Annotated in this window: 11 protein-coding genes; 1 reads left to right on the top strand and 10 read right to left on the bottom strand. The window is 70.8% G+C overall.

Annotated features, from left to right (window positions below; genetic code table 11):
- Positions 1-17: 17 nt before the first annotated feature.
- The 6 genes from ACIBJB_RS23020 to ACIBJB_RS22995 all read right to left on the bottom strand — a co-directional run bounded on the left by ACIBJB_RS23020 (position 18) and on the right by ACIBJB_RS22995 (position 8,323).
- Positions 18-3,830 carry a lipopolysaccharide biosynthesis protein gene (locus ACIBJB_RS23020; RefSeq protein WP_398932965.1) on the bottom strand — a complete coding sequence of 1,271 codons (3,813 nt, stop codon included), beginning with the start codon at positions 3,828-3,830 and terminating at the stop codon, positions 18-20.
- Entirely contained in the window at positions 3,823-4,623 is an 801-nt protein-coding gene (locus tag ACIBJB_RS23015; protein ID WP_398932964.1) for a polysaccharide deacetylase family protein, read from the bottom strand. Before ACIBJB_RS23015 ends, ACIBJB_RS23020 begins: the two co-directional genes overlap by 8 nt.
- Entirely contained in the window at positions 4,616-5,617 is a 1,002-nt protein-coding gene (locus ACIBJB_RS23010; protein ID WP_398932963.1) for a glycosyltransferase, read from the bottom strand. The genes ACIBJB_RS23015 and ACIBJB_RS23010 overlap by 8 nt, the downstream gene beginning before the upstream one ends.
- A complete protein-coding gene (locus tag ACIBJB_RS23005; protein ID WP_398932962.1) occupies positions 5,614-6,435 on the bottom strand; it encodes a glycosyltransferase family 2 protein in 822 nt (273 codons plus the stop codon). The genes ACIBJB_RS23010 and ACIBJB_RS23005 overlap by 4 nt, the downstream gene beginning before the upstream one ends.
- Before the next feature lie 369 nt (positions 6,436-6,804).
- Positions 6,805-7,926 carry a GNAT family N-acetyltransferase gene (locus tag ACIBJB_RS23000; protein WP_398932961.1) on the bottom strand — a complete coding sequence of 374 codons (1,122 nt, stop codon included), beginning with the start codon at positions 7,924-7,926 and terminating at the stop codon, positions 6,805-6,807.
- 1 nt (position 7,927) lies between these two features.
- Positions 7,928-8,323 (bottom strand): hypothetical protein, encoded by a 396-nt coding sequence (locus ACIBJB_RS22995; RefSeq protein ID WP_398932960.1) that lies wholly within the window; start codon positions 8,321-8,323, stop codon positions 7,928-7,930.
- A gap of 243 nt (positions 8,324-8,566) precedes the next feature.
- Here ACIBJB_RS22995 and ACIBJB_RS22990 point away from each other — a divergent pair, with 243 nt between their 5' ends.
- Entirely contained in the window at positions 8,567-9,361 is a 795-nt protein-coding gene (locus ACIBJB_RS22990; protein ID WP_398932959.1) for an SGNH/GDSL hydrolase family protein, read from the top strand.
- Positions 9,362-9,368: 7 nt separating this feature from the next.
- Here ACIBJB_RS22990 and ACIBJB_RS22985 read toward each other — a convergent pair whose 3' ends face one another.
- The 4 genes from ACIBJB_RS22985 to ACIBJB_RS22970 all read right to left on the bottom strand — a co-directional run bounded on the left by ACIBJB_RS22985 (position 9,369) and on the right by ACIBJB_RS22970 (position 15,778).
- A complete protein-coding gene (locus ACIBJB_RS22985) occupies positions 9,369-10,946 on the bottom strand; it encodes a protein kinase (protein WP_398932958.1) in 1,578 nt (525 codons plus the stop codon).
- Positions 10,947-11,036: 90 nt separating this feature from the next.
- Entirely contained in the window at positions 11,037-12,692 is a 1,656-nt protein-coding gene (locus ACIBJB_RS22980; protein WP_398932957.1) for a sulfite exporter TauE/SafE family protein, read from the bottom strand.
- Positions 12,689-14,143, bottom strand: a complete 1,455-nt coding sequence (locus ACIBJB_RS22975) for a tetratricopeptide repeat protein (protein WP_398932956.1) — start codon at positions 14,141-14,143, stop codon at positions 12,689-12,691. Before ACIBJB_RS22975 ends, ACIBJB_RS22980 begins: the two co-directional genes overlap by 4 nt.
- Before the next feature lie 99 nt (positions 14,144-14,242).
- Positions 14,243-15,778 (bottom strand): DUF4331 domain-containing protein, encoded by a 1,536-nt coding sequence (locus ACIBJB_RS22970; protein WP_398932955.1) that lies wholly within the window; start codon positions 15,776-15,778, stop codon positions 14,243-14,245.
- Positions 15,779-15,967 lie beyond the last annotated feature (189 nt).

The raw sequence follows: 15,967 nt of genomic DNA, 5'->3' as shown, positions 1-15,967 counted from the left end.
GTGACCTCCGAAGGGCGTCACTTCATCGTCAGGAACCGCTGCACCAGCGCCGCCAGGAACACCGCGAGCAGCGGCAGCGCGAACCAGAAGCTGCTCTGCAGCCACCGCAGCTGCCGCACACTCGGCCGCACCGCGACCCGCACCACCTCACGGGCCGACAGCAGCAGGATCAGCGCGAGCGCGGCCAGCGCCCCCACCACCGACCAGGGGGTCCAGGTCACCTGCGGTCCGATCGGCCCGGGATCGGCCTGCGGAACCTTCCCCGCCGGCTGGTCCCGCAGGGCGTACATGGTCACGTCGTCGTTGGTGAGGACCCGCTTGAGCTCCTTGCGGCTGTCGAGGTTGTCGAGCAGCCTCGGCTCCCACGTCCTCGAATAACCCACGTCCAGGCGCAGATACGTGACCTGACTGACGTTGACCATGAGATACGAGTTCGGGCCCGCGTCCTTCAGCGACTTCACCAGCCCGGACACCAGCACCGGGTCGGTCGGCGCGAGCGTCGGCACGTAGGACACCTTCTCCATGTCCTTCGCGCCCCACGGCATCGCCGGCGTCACATTGTTGAGCGTGTCGTTGGACAGCCACAGCACCCGGACCGTCGGATCGTCGTGCGCGTAGACGTAGTCCATGGCGGTGACCTCGCCGGGCTGGATCCGCTCGAACGGCTCGTTGCCCCACCGGGCGACCAGGAAGCCGCCGACGAGCAGCAGACCCGCCATGAGCGCCGCCACCGGAGCGAGACTGACCCGGTCCTTCTCGCGCTCCTTCGCGGTGACCCCGGTGCGCGGGAAGAGCGCGAGGGCGGCCAGCAGACCGGCGCCCGGCAGGGCGAACATGAAGACCCGCAGGGCCATCTCGCCGCCGTACGACTGCATGCCGAAGCCGAGGAACGGCACGAAGGTCAGGACCAGCAGCGCGGCTTCCCGGTACTTGTGGTCGCGCCGCCGCCACCAGCCGTAACAGGCCAGAGCCATGACCCCGCCCGCCAGCAGCACGCGCACGTACAGGACCAGCTTGTGGGTCGAACTGCCGCCCTCGATACGGCCCGAGACCGACGAGGACACATTGCCGCCGACCCCGCCCACCCCGCCGAACAAGTCGTCGAAGTGACCCGACCAGTACGGCTCGGCCATCCAGCCGATCCAGGCGGCCACCATGACGGCGAACAGGATGGGCAGACCGCGCAGTTCGCTGCGGCCGATCATCACGAGCGCCGCGAGCACCCCGAGCATCACGAACGGGGTGAGCTGGTGGGCGGGCACGCTCGCCGCGAACAGGCCGATCAACACCGTGAGCAGGACGGCCCGTTGGCGGCGGTTCGTGGGTTCGACCTCGGCCTCGCCTGGCCGCCGCTTCGTCCAGATCACGCGCGGGGCACGGAACCAGACGAGCAGCACCGCCACGAACACCAGGTACAGCAGATAGGTGAAGCCCTGCGGGGAGAAGTAGTCCTGGCCGACCCAGCCGCTGAGTACGAAGATCCAGATGCCGGTCCACTTGGCCCGCCAGCTCGCCCGCATGTGCCGTACGAGCAGGAACATCGGTACCAGGTAGGCCAGTTGGATCGCTGTCGGCCACCAGCGGATGATCTCGGTGAAGTCCGTGACCCCGCAGGCCTGCGCCACGAACGCGGCCGCCGCGAAGAAGCCCGGCCAGCTCCAGCGGGCGTCCAGGTCGGGCACCGCGGAGCCGGTCCGGTCGATGTAGTCGATGAACCCGAGGTGCTGCCAGGCCGTCGCGAACCGCGGCTCGGCCTCGATCACCGCGGGCAGCGCGTGCAGCGAGAACACGGTCGCCACCAGCGTGACCAGCAGCAGCGCCTTGTGCTCACGGCCCAGCCAGAGCAGCGAGGCGAAGACCACGACCAGGAGGGCCGCGCCGACCAGCGTGGGCAGCGGCAGGACCGAGATCAGCCCGAGCCCGCCCATCCGGTCCAGGTCGGCCTCGCCCAGGCCGAGGGCCGGCACCCAGTACAGGAGCAGCGCGACGGCCAGCAGACAGCCGAGGAACACACCGAGCCAGGTGGGCTGCAGCCGCTCCCGCCAGGACAGCGGCCGCGGCGGCTCCGCGGGCTGTGGCGTCTCCTCCGGTACGGCGGGCTCTTGCGGTACGTCGATCTCCTTGCCCGTGTCGAAGGCCACCTCGAACGGCGCGTCCACCTCCGCCTCGGACGGCCCGAGGGAGGACTCGGAGCCCGGCTCCCGCTCCTCCACCGGCAGCCCCAGATCGGACGGCTGCTGCAGCGCCCACGTCGGCCGGTCGCGCGTCACGCCCGGCACCGGTGTGCCCGTGGGCGGGGTGCCGGGACCCGGGCGTACGTCGGGGCGGCGTTCCTGGTGGTCGAAGTCGACGTGGATGCCCAGCGCGAGGGTGTCCTGGTCCAGCGCCCAGCCGGGGCGGCGGGTGCGGCCGACGGCCGGTGCCTCACGCGCCCCGAGGTCGGCGAGGTCGCCGTCGGGAGCCGCGCTCGCGGGGACCTCGGCGGCCGGTGCGTGCCGGATCGTCCGGTACAACTTGGGCGCGGCGAGCGCGACGATCAACGCCAGCGAGGAGATCTCGGCGACGCCCGCTCCGGTCAGCCCCATGCGGGGCAGGAGCAGCAGCGTCAGGCCGAGCACCAGCACACACAACAGGCCCTGCAGCCAGGCGAGTCCGGAGGTGCGGCTCTGCGCGCGCAGCACCGCGAAGTACGTCTCCATGACGACCCGGAGCACCGCGCCGACGGCGAACCAGCGCAGCAGCGGGGTGGCCGCGTCCGCGTAGCCCGATCCGAACACACCGAGGATCCAGGGCGCCCCGAAGAACAGGATGCCCGCCACCGGCAGCATGATCCGCGCCATCCGCTTCAGCGCGGCACGGGTGTTGGCGGCCAGGCGAGAGGGGTCGTGCGAGCCCTCGACGGTCAGGGAGGCGCCCATGTTGATGGCGAGCAGGTTGCAGGTGCCGCCGATCGTCGTGGTGATGTAGAAGTACGCGTTGTCCTGGGAGCTGACCTGGGACGCGACGATCACGGGGACCAGATAGACCACGGCGAGCGAGAACAGCGAGCCGGTGTAGTCGCCCGCGAGGAAACGCCCGATCTCCCGGACGGAAGGCGGCTTCGCGTGGTCCTCGGTGGCCTTCACATGGCGCGGTGCCAGACGCCGGAACACCATCCAACCCAGCGGCAGCACCGAGACGGCGATCGCCGCGACCCACGACACGAAGACACCGGCCGTCGGGATCGCCACCGCGAACGCGACCAGGAGTCCCAGCTTCACCGCGGAGAACACGGTGTTGCCGACCGGCACCCACAGCGCGCTGCGCAGCCCCGTCAGCACCCCGTCCTGGAGGGTGAGGACGTTCCAGGCGATGACGGCGGCGATGAAGCCGAGGCCGTTCACCGTCCCGTGCAGGAAGCGGTACGACGGCCCCCACATGTCCAGGGTGAGCAGGAAGACGGCCGCGGCGATCGCCACGACCACCGAACTGCCCGCGTACGTACGGGCGATGAGGCGGCCTGTGGCCCGGCCCGCGACCGGTATGAAGCGGGCCAGCGCCCCGGTCAGGGTCACCGCCGTCAGTCCCGCGAGGAGTTTCATCGCGGCGATCGCGGCGGAGCCCTGGCCGACCGCCGACTCGGAGTAGTAGCGGGCGGCCGCCAGCCAGAAGCCGAGGCCCAGCACCGCGGAGATACCGGTGTTGAGCATCAGGGCGTAGGCGTTGCGGAACAGCTGGTTGCCGCCCGCCGCGCCGCTGCCGAGGCCGGGCAGCCGAAGGCGGCGCCCCGACTGCTGGGGCGCCTTCGCCGCGGTCGACTCGGGCTCGGTCGTGGTCGTCGTGTCAGACACGGGAACGGGAGACCTTCCGGCGGACCTGTCGTGCTCTTCGGACCAACGCGTACCCCTTGGTGAGGGCACGGTCCCTGGCGAAGTCCCGGGCGATCGCACGGCCCTGGACGAGCCGCTCGAACTCCTCGGCCGTGGTGCCGCGGCGCACGGTGAGGCGGGTGAGCGCGTACGGCCCCTGGCTCCGGCGCGCCAGGCCGTTGTTCACGGCGAGCGCCTGGCCGTACCCCGTCTCGCGGACCGCCTCGCGCACCCGGCGGCTGGAGTAGCCGTACGGGTAGGCGAGCGAGGCCGGCGCGGTGCCGAGTTCGTCGGTGACGATCTCCCTGGAGTGGATCAGCTCGTGGCGCAGCGCGCTGTCCTCGAGCTGGTCGAGCTGCGGGTGCGTGTGGGTGTGGCCGCCGATCTCGACGTCCGCCGCGGCGAGTTCGCGGACCTGGTCCCAGTCCAGCATGGTGTCCAGGCCGTCGCCCGTGTCGTACGCACCCCGGATCCAGCCGGTGGAGACGAACACGGTGGCCGTGAAGCCGTGCTTGGCGAGCACGGGCAGGGCGTGGCGGTGGACGCCTTCGTAGCCGTCGTCGAAGGTGATCAGGACGGGCCGCTCGGGCAGCGGCCGGCCGTCGCGCCAGCGGGCGGCGAGGCCGGCGGTCGTGACCGGCGTGAGGCCCGACTCGGCGACGATCTCCATCTGCCGGGCGAAGCCCTCCGGGGACACCGACAGCACGCGGGTGGCGGCGTTCGGGTCGGTGGCGACCGAGTGGTACATGAGGATCGGTACGGGCGGCTCAGCCATCGCGCTCCCCCTGAGTCTCCCCCTGTATCTCCGCGACCGTGAACGTCGCCCCGCCCCGCCGCGCCCGGACGGTGCCGACCACGTACCCGCCGGCCGCGGTGAGCACCCCGGCGACGATCGCGCCCGCCCGTCCCGCGCCCCCCGGCCGGGACAGCGCGGCGTCCCGCAGCCCGCGCGCCACCCCGGCCGGCAGCACCCGGGTGGCGTACCGGCGCTCGGACTCAAGTCCCTTGTCCGCGCCGACACTTCGGGCCACGAGCGCCTTCGACAGGCCCTCCGCGTACGCGCGCGTGCGGAAGTACCCGAAGTGCTCGCGCGCCTCGGGCACCCGGTGGTGGATCACCGCCCGGTCGTCGATCAGCAGGACCGCGTCCGGTCTGGCCCGGCTCAGCCGGATGCACAGTTCCGTCTCCTCGCAGCCCAGCGGGCGTTTGTCGCCGTCCCGTCCGATGCCGGTGGCGAAGCCGCCCGCGGCGTCGAAGGCGCTGCGCCGGAAGGAGGCGTTGCCACCCAGGACGTTGCGTACCCGGACCAGGCCGGACGGGATGCCCTTGTAGGTGCAGCCGACCACCCAGTCGAATTCCTCGGGGAACCAGGCGGGCCGGCGCCCCGACGCCCAGATCGGCATCGTACGGCCGCCGACGGCCATGACCCGCGGGTCCGCGTATCCGGAGGCGAAGTGGCGCAGCCAGTCCCGCTCGGCGACGGCGTCGTCGTCCAGGAAGGCGATCACCTCGCCGCGCGCGGCGGCGATCCCCGTGTTGCGGCCCGCGGACAGGCCCCTGGGGCCCGCGTTGGCGAAGACGCGGACCTCCTCAACTTCCTTGTATTCCTTGGTCAGCCGGTCCAGAAGGACCGGATTGTGGTCGACGACCAGCAGTGTCTCCAGGGCCGGGTACGACTGCGTCCGTACCGAGGCGACCGCCGCGAGGATGTCCTCCCAGCGGTCCTCGGTGTACACGCAGATCACGACGGAGATGTCGGGATCGCTCAAGACACCTCTCCCCGGCGCGAGTCGAGCAGCGGCGAGTGGTGGGCGCGGCGGCGCAGCGCACGCCGGTTCGACCGCTCCCCGAGGATCACCTTGAGCACCCGGAACCCGTCCCGTACGGCCCGCAGATTGCTAGCGCCGTGGATGCGGAGGTACTCGTAGCTCGGTATCTCCTGCACCTTGAGCCCCGCCTTGACGACCCGGATGTTCATCAGGGTCTCCACCTCGAAGCCCGTGCAGTCGAGGTCGATCTTGTCGAGGCAGTGCCGCCAGAAGGCGTTGTACCCGTAGCAGAGATCCGTGTAGCGGGCGCCGAACTTGCGGTTGACGATGGTGCACAGCGCCCAGTTGCCGAGTTTGCGGATGAAGGTCATGTCGTCGGTGCCGCCGCCGTTGGCGAAGCGGGACCCCTTGGCGAAGTCCGCGCCCGAGACCAGGGCGGACACATAGGAGACGATCTCGTTGCCGTCGGCCGAGCCGTCCGCGTCGATCATGACGACGATGTCACCGGTGCAGGCCTCGAACCCGGTGATCAGGGCGTCCCCCTTGCCCTTGCCGTGCTGCTTCACCACCTTCACCTCGGGCCACAGCTCGCGGGCCACCGCGACGGTGTCGTCCGTGGAGTTGCCGTCCACCAGAACCACTTCGTGGATCCAGTCGGGCAGGGTCTTGAAGACGTACGGAAGGTTCTCCGCCTCGTTCATGGCGGGTATGACGACACTCACCGGTGGCGTGATGGCCAGGTGAGTGGAGATGGGCCGGTACTGGCTGGCTGTCGGCACATCCTGGCCCGCAGTCGCCGGGCGCAGAACTGAACTCATGAGTCTGGTTCCCTCTCGTCCGGTGGACCGCCCGCCCCTGGGCGGTCCGGCTTGTTGCTCCGGTTCGAAAGGGGGGTTCTGTTCTCACTCGCGGCATGCCGGAAGGAATCTCCGTACCTGCCGGGTGAGCTGGCAAAGCTGGCCGACCGCCGTCGTGCTGTGCCTGTTCCGAAGAGACGACAGCCGGTCGCGCGGCACGACTCGGTCACCTGTGCGGTCACCGAGCACGGCACCCCCCTACCGCGCCCCGCGCCCCCGTCGCGGTCCTTGAGCCCTCCCCTAGAGCCGCTCGATGACGGGACGGTGCGGGTGTGTGATGTATGACGGTATTGACGTTTGGACCCGTATGGCAAGACCTGGAACGAGGCCTCACGTTTTTGTTGGTTTGACCGTTACAGTCGCACCGGAGCGGATCTTTCCCGCTTTCTTCAACAGCCTGTCGGCGGGTTCGAACAGCTCCGGCCGCGCCACCACGGCGTTGCGCAGTGCCCGCGCCGGAACCCGGCGGACGCGGTGTCCGACCGCGACCGGGTGCCGACGGGTCACCCACCCCTCCGACACGGTCAGTTCCCGTGTCTTCAGGGAGTCCTTGTACTCCTTCTGACCCCGGCCCAGGTCGAGGTACGCGACACCGTCGGCGGCGGCCGCCTCGGCCATGCGCAGATGCAGGATCAGGCCCGGGGAGAACTTCGCGTACTGCGGGTCGTACGCCGGGAACCAGCACGCCAGGACGCGCTCGGTGCGCAGCCCGAAGTGGGCGGCGACCGGCTTCCCGTCGGCGTACAGCACCGACAGGATCCCCGCGAACGGCTCGGACCGGGTGTGGAACAACTGCTCCACCAGCCGGGCGATCCACTCGTGCGCGAAGCGGTCGCTGCGGCCGGTCCTGCGGTACTGGGCGGATTTCCAACCCATCAGGACGCGCAGGGCGGCCGGGTCGCGCTCGTCGTGGACGTAGCGCACCTCGCTCGCCGTGCGGGCCAGCCGGCGTTCCTTGGCGAGTGTGGTGCGGGTGAACTTCGGTGAGCGTTCCCGCAGCCCGGCCAGGTACGTCCCGTACCCCTGGTCGACGTCCATGACCGGAGAGGGGAACCTGCCGGAGGCTTCCGCCTCGAACGGCCCCTGGCCCTCCACCAGGTGGTCGAACTCCCAGACGGCGAGCCCGCAGGCACGCAGCAACTCCCGGGCGCCCCAGGTGAATCCGGGCCGGTGGACCAGTCCCTGGGCGTCCGAGATGCCGAGGCCGACGGCCCGGCCGACACCGGCGGCGGTCCTCTGGAACGGGAAGAACGCGGCGGGCTCGCCCTGCTCCCGTACGACGGCGATCCGCACGCCCCGCCTGCACCGGCCCACCGCGAGCGCGAACTCGGGGGACAGGAAGGGGTTGGCGAGCCCTGGCGAGCCCTGCAGATGGGCCTTGGACTGCATGGCGCTCCACGCCGCCCGGTCGGCGGCACTCAGCTCGCCGGGGCGGTACACGCTGATGTCCACGTCAGACGTCCTGACCCTTCGCCGTACGACGCCGCCGCATCAGCACCAGCAGCAGGATGAGGGCACTGATCACGGCCATCGCCATGACGCCGCCGCGTACCGACCAGCGGTGCGTGGCCAGCATGCCCTGGGCCACCAGCATGTTGAGGACGACCGAGCCGGCCAGCGAGGCGAGCACCCGGGCGAACGGATCGAAGCCGCGCAGTGCGGCGGCGAGGCCGGCGGCGGGTGCCGCGAGCAGGAAGAAGAGCGTGAGCGGGGCGCGCAGCGGCGAGTCGGAGCCGGAGAACGCGAGCAGCGCGCCGAATCCCCCCACGGCGGTCGCGGCACCCGCGAGCAACGGCGTCAGGTCTCTCCCCGACGCCTTCGAGGACGTTCCGATACGTGTCGTGTGCATGGGCGACGTTTCCCCCCAGAAAGCGCCGGATGCCGGGCTTCAATGTCGCGCAGTGCCGTGGGGGCCGTCAAGGCCGTCTGGTACGGACTTGGAGGAGCGTCGCGCTCTCCAAGGGAGTTGAGGATCAGTCAACCTGGCTGGCATGTCCACGAAATCATCCGCGATTTTTGGCATGGACACTTCCCGTTGATTCGTGTCGTTGCTACGACAGATGTGGCAGAGATCCTGCTAAAGGGAGGTTCCATGAGACGTTCCCGATTTGCCGCGTACGTCGGCTCGCTCCTCCTCGCCCTCGCCGCCGTCCTCACCGGGACAGGCACCGCCCACGCCGCCGAAGGCCCCTATGTGGCCCTGGGCGACTCGTATTCCTCGGGTGTCGGCGCAGGCAGCTACATCAGTTCAAGCGGCGACTGCAAGCGCAGCACGAAGGCCTACCCCTACCTCTGGGCGGCCGCCAACTCACCCTCGTCGTTCGCTTTCACGGCTTGCTCGGGCGCCCGAACGGGTGATGTTCTGGCAAGTCAGCTGACCCCGCTCACCTCCGCCACCGCCCTGGTCTCGATCACCATCGGCGGCAACGACGCCGGCTTCGCCGACGTCATGACGACCTGTGTGCTCCAGTCCGACAGCTCCTGCCTCACCCGGATCACCACTGCCAAGGCATACGTCGACTCGACGCTCCCGGGCCAACTCGACAGCGTCTACTCGGCGATCAGCGGCAGGGCCCCGAACGCCCGTGTGGTCGTCCTCGGCTACCCCCGCTTCTACCAGCTCGGCGCCACCTGCCTCGGCCTCTCCGAGACCAAGCGGAAGGCGATCAACGACGCCGCCGACTACCTCGACACCGCGATCGCCAAGCGGGCCGCGGACCACGGCTTCGCCTGGGGAGACGTCCGCCCCACCTTCACCGGCCACGAGCTCTGCTCCGGCAGCGCCTGGCTGCACAGCCTCAACCTGCTCAACATCGGCGAGTCCTACCACCCGACGGCGGCCGGCCAGTCCGGCGGCTACCTTCCGGTGCTGAACAGCACGGCCTGATCACCCCTCACGGGGACTCGGTGGGGGAGGCCTCGTCCGTGTCGGACGGGGTCTCCGTCACGCAGGTCAGCGAGAACGGGACCGAGTTGGACGTCTTCTCGACGGGGTCACGGACCTCCACGCTGATGGTGTCCTCGAACGTCCCGCTGTCGTCCTCGGTGGTGACGAACCGCCTGTCCTGCTGCGTCCTGCCGCCACCGGCCGGGAACGTGAGCGTCTTCCAACCGCCGTTCACCGAGCCGTTCTTCGACACCCAGCGGTAGGTCACCGTCGCCGGGAGCCGGCCGACCGACAAGGTGGCCGTGAAGCTGGGCGCCGCCGACTTGTCCGGCGGACAGCTGCCCGTGTAGTCGGTGTTCGAACCGGACAGGGAGACGTCCACCGACTGCGGCGGGGGCGCGCTCGTGGTGCTCTCGCTCTGACTCGGAGAGGGGGTGTCGCTGGGCTCGTCCGTCTTGGTCTGTGCGGGTGAACTCACCGCGGGATCGGTGTCCTTGGCGGTCGACCCGTCCTTGTCGCCGTTGTCACGGTTCAGCAGCCCGTACGTCAGCCCCGCGATCGCCAGGGCGAGGACCACCAACCCCACGACCAGGACGACGCCCGCGCGGCGGTTGCGTGGCGGGGGCCCGGAGGTCGTGACGGGGGTGGAGGCCGGCGTGGGCGCGGGACGGTAGGGGGCCGTCGGCGGCTCCTGCGGGAAGGGTGCCGCCACGGTCGGGGCGTACGGTCCCGCCTGCACGGCGTCCGCCCGAAGCGTGCCGCCCGCCCCGATGATCCGCAGCTCCTGCTCGGCCCGGTCGGCCGGCAGGCGCTCCGCCGGATCCTTGCGCAGCAGCCCCTCGATCACCGGGGTGAGCGGGCCGGCCCGGTACGGCGGCGGCAGCTCCTCGTCCACGATCGCGCGCAGGGTGCTGAGCGGGGTGTTCTGCCGGAAGGGGGAGTTGCCCTCCACGGCGGCGTACAGCAGCACGCCCAGCGACCACAGGTCGGACTCCGGACCCGGAGTGCGGCCCAGCGCCCGCTCCGGGGCGAGGAACTCGGGCGAGCCGATGACCTCGCCGGTCATCGTCAGCGCCGAACTGCCCTCGACCTGGGCGATGCCGAAGTCGGTGAGCACCACGCGGCCGTCGTTCGACAGCAGCACGTTGGCCGGCTTCACATCCCGGTGCAGCACCCCGGCCTCGTGCGCGGCGCGCAGCGCGGAGAGCACCTCGGCGCCGATGTGCGCCGTCCGCTGCGGGCTGAGGGGGCCCTCCGCGTCCAGGAGCTCGGCGAGCGAGATGCCGCGCACCAGCTCCATGACGATCCACGGGCGGCCGTCCTGGGTGGCCACGTCGTACACGGTCACCACGTTGCGGTTGGCGACCCGTGCCGCTGCCCACGCCTCGCGCTCGAGGCGGGCGTACAGCCGCTCGACCTCGGACGTCGCCAGTCCGTGCGGCGCGCGCACCTCCTTGACGGCGACCTCGCGGTGCAGCACCTCGTCGCGGGCGCGCCACACGGTTCCCATGCCGCCCTCGCCGAGCGGGGACAGGAGTCGGTAGCGGCCCGCGATCACTCGTTCACTGCCCGGTTCTTCGGACACGGGCGTCCCCCATTCGCATCCGGGCGAAATCTCCACTCCGCGTGATGGTGCGCGTGAATTCGGTGCCTGTCATTTCTGTACAAAAGTAGCTCAGCCGAGTGCGGATGCCGCCCCCTTGAGCACCAATCCTGCCCCGAGAGCCACCACGACGAACGCCGACATCAGGGGCGCGGTCCTGCGCACCAGGGCGGTCACCGGGCTGGCGGCCAGGCGGGGGCGCCTGTCCAGCAGCCGTGTGACCCCACTGCCCAGCCTGACGACGGCGAATCCGGCCGCGGTCAGGGTCAGGGCCAGTCCGACGCCGTACGCCACGACCAGCAGCAGACCGAACCAGGCCTGCCCGAGCGCGGCGGCACCGACGAGCACGACGACGGCGGAGGGGCTGGGCACGAGACCACCGGCGAAGCCGAGGAGGATCGTGCCGCGGAGGGTGGGGGCGACGGCGTGGGTGTGGCTGAAGCCGCCGTGCGTGTGTTCGACGGTGTGGGGGTGGGGATGGGGGGGGGGGTGCGGGTGGTCATGGTCGTGATCGTGGGTGTGGCCGTGCCCGTGCGGGTGGTCGTGGGTGTGGGCGGGCGCGGGCGCGTGTGTCCGGGTCTCGGTCCCTGCCGTCGCCGGGACGGTCTCCGTGTGGGCGGCGACCAGGACCAGGGAGCGCTCTTCGGGCTCCCCGGCGTCGTGCGAGTGGTCGTGAGTGTGTCCGTGCTGGTGGGCGCGGGTGCGCAGGGCCCGGCGCAGGAGGGTGACGCCCGCCGCGGTGACCAGCACCCCGCTCGCGATGCCGAGCCAGGCGATCACCGAGGGGGCCGCTGCCGAGCCGGCCGTGACGAGGAGACCCAGCGCGACCACGCCCAGGGTGTGGGTGACGGTCACGGAGGCGGCCAGCGGCAGGACGTCCTTCATCCGGGCCTTGCCACCGCGAGCCGCCGCCACCGCGGCCATCAGGGTCTTGCCGTGCCCCGGGGCCAGAGCGTGCATCGCGCCCAGGGCGACCGCGATGAGCAGGGCGAGCGCCGCGAAGCCGAGGGTGAGGTCGTGCCGGGCGACCAGGGAGTCCAGGGCGCGGGTCCAGCGGTCGGCGCCGCGAGGCAGTACGGAGGCGGCGGGGGCGTCCGACTGCTCTTCCGTGAGCGCGGGACCGCCGGGCCGCACGCGCAGCGAGGCGGTCACGGTGTCGGCGGGGGAGGAGAGCAACTCCTGCGGGTAGGTGGTCAGTTCGTCCGAGACCGACGTCGTGGGCACGTCCGACCTCGTGAGCGTCGTCCGGTCGCCGCGCGCGGTGATCTCACGCCAGCCGGGACCGGAGTCGGTGCCCGCGCTGTGGAAGCCGAGGGCGACGGTGGTGTCCTCGGGCAGCGGGGCGGTCAGCCGGCACTCCAGGCGGAGGGTGTCGAGCCCGGCCTGACCGGGACGCACGCGCGCGTGGCTGGTCTTCACGGTCAGGGCGACCGTACGGCCGTCGACGGTGACCTTGGCGCCCTCCGCCGCCTTCCGGCAGCGCTGAGCCGCCCACTGGGTCATGCCGAGCTTCTCGATGTCCGGCTTGGCCTGGGTGGCCGGGATCTCGGCGAGGTCCTCGACGTGGTCGACGCGGAGTGCGCCGGGGCCGGCGACGAGACCGTCGTACCGATTGACGGTGAAGTTGCCGAGGGGGTGGGCGCTCGCGCTGCTGGAAGGGAGCAGCGCGAGCGCACAAGCCGCCGTCAGGACGGCCGTGAGGGACGCGAACAGACGGCGGGGCCTCACTTGGACGCCTCCTTGAGAGCCTTGCGGGCCTCGCGGGCGCCGAGGGGGGAGAAACCGGGGTTGAGCTTCAGGGCGGCGCCGAGATGGCTCCTGGCTTCCTTCCGGTCGCCCGCGGCGAGTTCGATGATCCCGCGGTGGTAGAGGAAGGAGGCGTTGCGGTAGCCGGTGGCGGTGGCCTGCCGGGCGTACGGCAGGGCCTGCTTGTCACGCCCGTTCACGTGCAGGGCCCAGGCGAGGGCGTCCGCGGTGTGCACGGTGTGCCGGCGCGCCCACTCGGCGCGGGCGGCGCGCAGGGCGGAGGCCTTGTCGCCGTGGTCGGCGGCGGCGAGCGCGGTGTCGAGGTCGGCGTTGACGCCGTTGGCCCGGGCGAGGGCCGTCCAGGCGTCCACGAGCGCGTACTGGTCCTTGGCCTTCGCCTCGTCGCCGTCGGCGCCCCGGTCCTCGTACAGCTCCCCGAGCCCGACGAGCGGCCCGGGCAGCGGATACCGGGCCACGACGGCCTCCATGCCCTTGATCGCCGCCGCGCGGTCCCCGCTCGCGGCCTGGGCACGGGCCCGGCCCTCCAGAGCGGGAAGGTAGGCGTCGTCGGCGGCGAGGGCGCGGGCGTAGTCGGTCAGGGCCGTGTCGTAGTCGCCCTGGTTCCAGGCGAGCTGGCCCAGCGCGGTGGCCACGTAGGCGATGTCTCCCGGAGTGGTCGCGGTGGACAGGGCCCCCTCCAGGACCGTGCGGGCGGTACGGACGTCGCCGCGGAGCTCGTGGACGTAGGCGTAGCGGGTGAACACCGGGATGCCGGGCCGCCGTTCGTCCGCGAGGTCGGCCGCCTTCGACGCCTCGTCGTAGCGGCCGAGTTCGACGAGGGCGTCGATCCGGGAGGACAGGGCGCGCTCGCTGTAGGGGTTCTGCTTCAGCACCCGGTCGGCGTAGGCCAGGGCATCCTTGAAGTCGTGCCGGGCGGCGGCGAGCGCGGCGAGGCCGGCGAGGCCCTGCTCGTTGTCGGCCTTCAGCTCCAGCGACTTCTTGAGCGCCTGCTGGGCCTGCGGATACCGGGAGGGATCACCCTTGGTCCGCGCCTGCTCGACATAGGCGAGTCCGAGGGTGGCCCAGCCGCCGAAGTCCCGGGGCTGGCTGCGGAGATGGGACTGCAGCGTCTTGATGCCCGCGTCGAGGTCCCCGCCGGCCATGAGCCCGGGGGAGAGCGCCGCGGACGTACTGGCGACGGTGGTGGTCCCGCCGTCCCGCAGCGCCCCGAAGGCGATCGACCCACCGGTCAGCGCGACGGCCAACAGGGCCGCGCAACCGGTGAGTTGAGCGGCCCGCCAGCGCCGCCCGGCTTCCGAGACCCGCCGCACGGCGGCGACCCTGTGGTCCTCGGACTCGGCAGAGGGCTCCACGGTCTCCGGCGATCCGCTGTGCTCGTTCTCGGGTGCGCTGTCGGTCGTAGACCCGGACATTGCCCTCTCCTAGTCAGATCGTGATCGTGTGTGCGGCGCGGCCCGCACTGTGGGGGATGAGTACGTGCGGGCCGCGCCAGTAATAGGGAGCAGCAGGGCCTAGTAGGCCCGTCGCCGCATCCGGCGCCACCACATCAGCGCGGCCCCGATGAGCACGATCCCGGCCGCACCCGCTCCCGCGGAGCCGGCGATCAGGGACATGTTGTCGCCGGAACCGGAGGCACCCGCCGGGGACAGCGCGTCCCCGAGCTGGTTGCGGACGTCGTTGCCCGAGGTCGTCCCCTTGGCCAGCGGCCCCCGGGAGCCCTCGGTCGGCAGTGCCACGTACGGGAACGACTTCTCGAAGTCCTTGTCGTTCTTGTCGACCGCGTCACCGAGGTCGTTCTTGGACCCGACCAGCTCACCCTCGACGACCTGGAGCGACGCGTCGATCACGTCGTCCGTCAGCCGCCGTCCGTTCGGGAACCCGGCGTTGTCGCCATCAAGCACACCGAGCCGCTTCGGAGAATCGGTGGGCTTGATGGACGTGTTGAGGCGCAGCTCCTCCGCGGGGCGCACGTAGGGCGGCTGGTTCAGCCCCTTCACACCCTTGAGGAACACGTCCACGAGGTCGTTGCGGGGCTCCTTCGGGGCGGGGATCTTGTAGATCGCCTCGATGAGCTTCGGCAGTTCGGGGTTGGTCACGTTCTTCAGGAACTGCGCGTCGTCCCACGGCGAGGACGCGTTGAACTTGTCCTTGTCCTTCAGCGGGTTGACGACCTCGTTGACGAGCGGGTTGCCGAGGCGCGAGACCTGGGAGTAGTACCCCTGCGCGTTCTTGCGCTGGGTCGTCGACCAGATGCCCACGATCGGCTGGTGCGAGGACTCTGCGATCATGTCCGTCGGGACCTGCAGGGCGATCGAGTTGACGTTGTAGCCCTTGAGCGTGTCGTTGCCGACCTCGGTGAGGTTCCCGCCGTACAGCAGGTCGAAGACGCGCAGGTCGGCGAAGAACGGGTCGTCGGCCTGGCCTGCGAACGACGTCGAGTCGTTGGGAAGCTTGTAGACCGCCTGGTCGCGCAGCTTCTCGTAGTTCGGCATGGAGGCCTTGCCGACGTTCGACGGCGCCACCGGGATGTCGTCGGCGAGCTTCGTCTTGTACTTGACCTTCTGGTTCTTCAGCTGGAACAGCTCGATGTCGTACGTCTGCGTGACGTTCAGGTCGGGGTCGTCGAGGCTCTCGACCGCGCCCGTGTTGTACAGGAACGACTTCTTGTTCTTGACGTGGGTCTTGAAGGTGAAGCGGTACAGCAGATCGCCCTGACCGTCACCGTTGTTGTCGATGTGGAGGTCGTACTGCGCGTCCTCGGCGAACTGGTAGAAGTTCGGGCCGCCGCCGGGCTCCTCGAAGGGGATCCAGTTGGCGACGATCGTCGTCGAGTCGGGCTTGTCGGGGCTGACGAACGCGTACACGTCCGTGTTGTCGTACTGGGGGTCGCCCGAGATCAGCGGGGCCTCCCGGTGGCTGGAGGCGGAGGCCGCCCCCGGTACCAGCGTGGCCACACCGGCGGCTGCGAGCCCTCCGGCGGCCAGCGCACCACATACGAGGGTCGCGAGACTCCTGCGTCCCGAGCCGCTCCTGGAGATAGGTGTCATGCCGTCCGTCCTCAGTCCAACTTGCCTGACGCCCGGTGATTCGGAGTGGTGGGCGGGCCGGATTGGTCGAATCTCAAAACTTCTTTTCTGCTGCTCGACCCGCGTTTTCGACGTTCTGATCCGTAACCCCATCCGGAGGTGTGTTCGTTGCGAATACCTCGTGGGACGGGACGGCCCAGGTGCGGCTTT

The organism is Streptomyces sp. NPDC050759 (assembly GCF_044456945.1).
Lineage (GTDB): Bacteria > Actinomycetota > Actinomycetes > Streptomycetales > Streptomycetaceae > Streptomyces.
The sequence above is the reverse complement of the archived record's forward strand: the minus strand, read 5'-3'. Positions and strand labels throughout refer to the sequence as shown.

Bases quoted from the DNA above. Each gene is read 5' to 3' on its own strand.
- ACIBJB_RS23015 (WP_398932964.1), bottom strand. From the start codon at position 4,623: ATGGCTGAGCCGCCCGTACCGATCCTCATGTACCACTCGGTCGCCACC.
- ACIBJB_RS23005 (WP_398932962.1), bottom strand. From the start codon at position 6,435: ATGAGTTCAGTTCTGCGCCCGGCGACTGCGGGCCAGGATGTGCCGACA.
- ACIBJB_RS22995 (WP_398932960.1), bottom strand. From the start codon at position 8,323: ATGCACACGACACGTATCGGAACGTCCTCGAAGGCGTCGGGGAGAGAC.
- ACIBJB_RS22990 (WP_398932959.1), top strand. From the start codon at position 8,567: ATGAGACGTTCCCGATTTGCCGCGTACGTCGGCTCGCTCCTCCTCGCC.
- ACIBJB_RS22975 (WP_398932956.1), bottom strand. From the start codon at position 14,143: ATGTCCGGGTCTACGACCGACAGCGCACCCGAGAACGAGCACAGCGGA.
- ACIBJB_RS22970 (WP_398932955.1), bottom strand. From the start codon at position 15,778: ATGACACCTATCTCCAGGAGCGGCTCGGGACGCAGGAGTCTCGCGACC.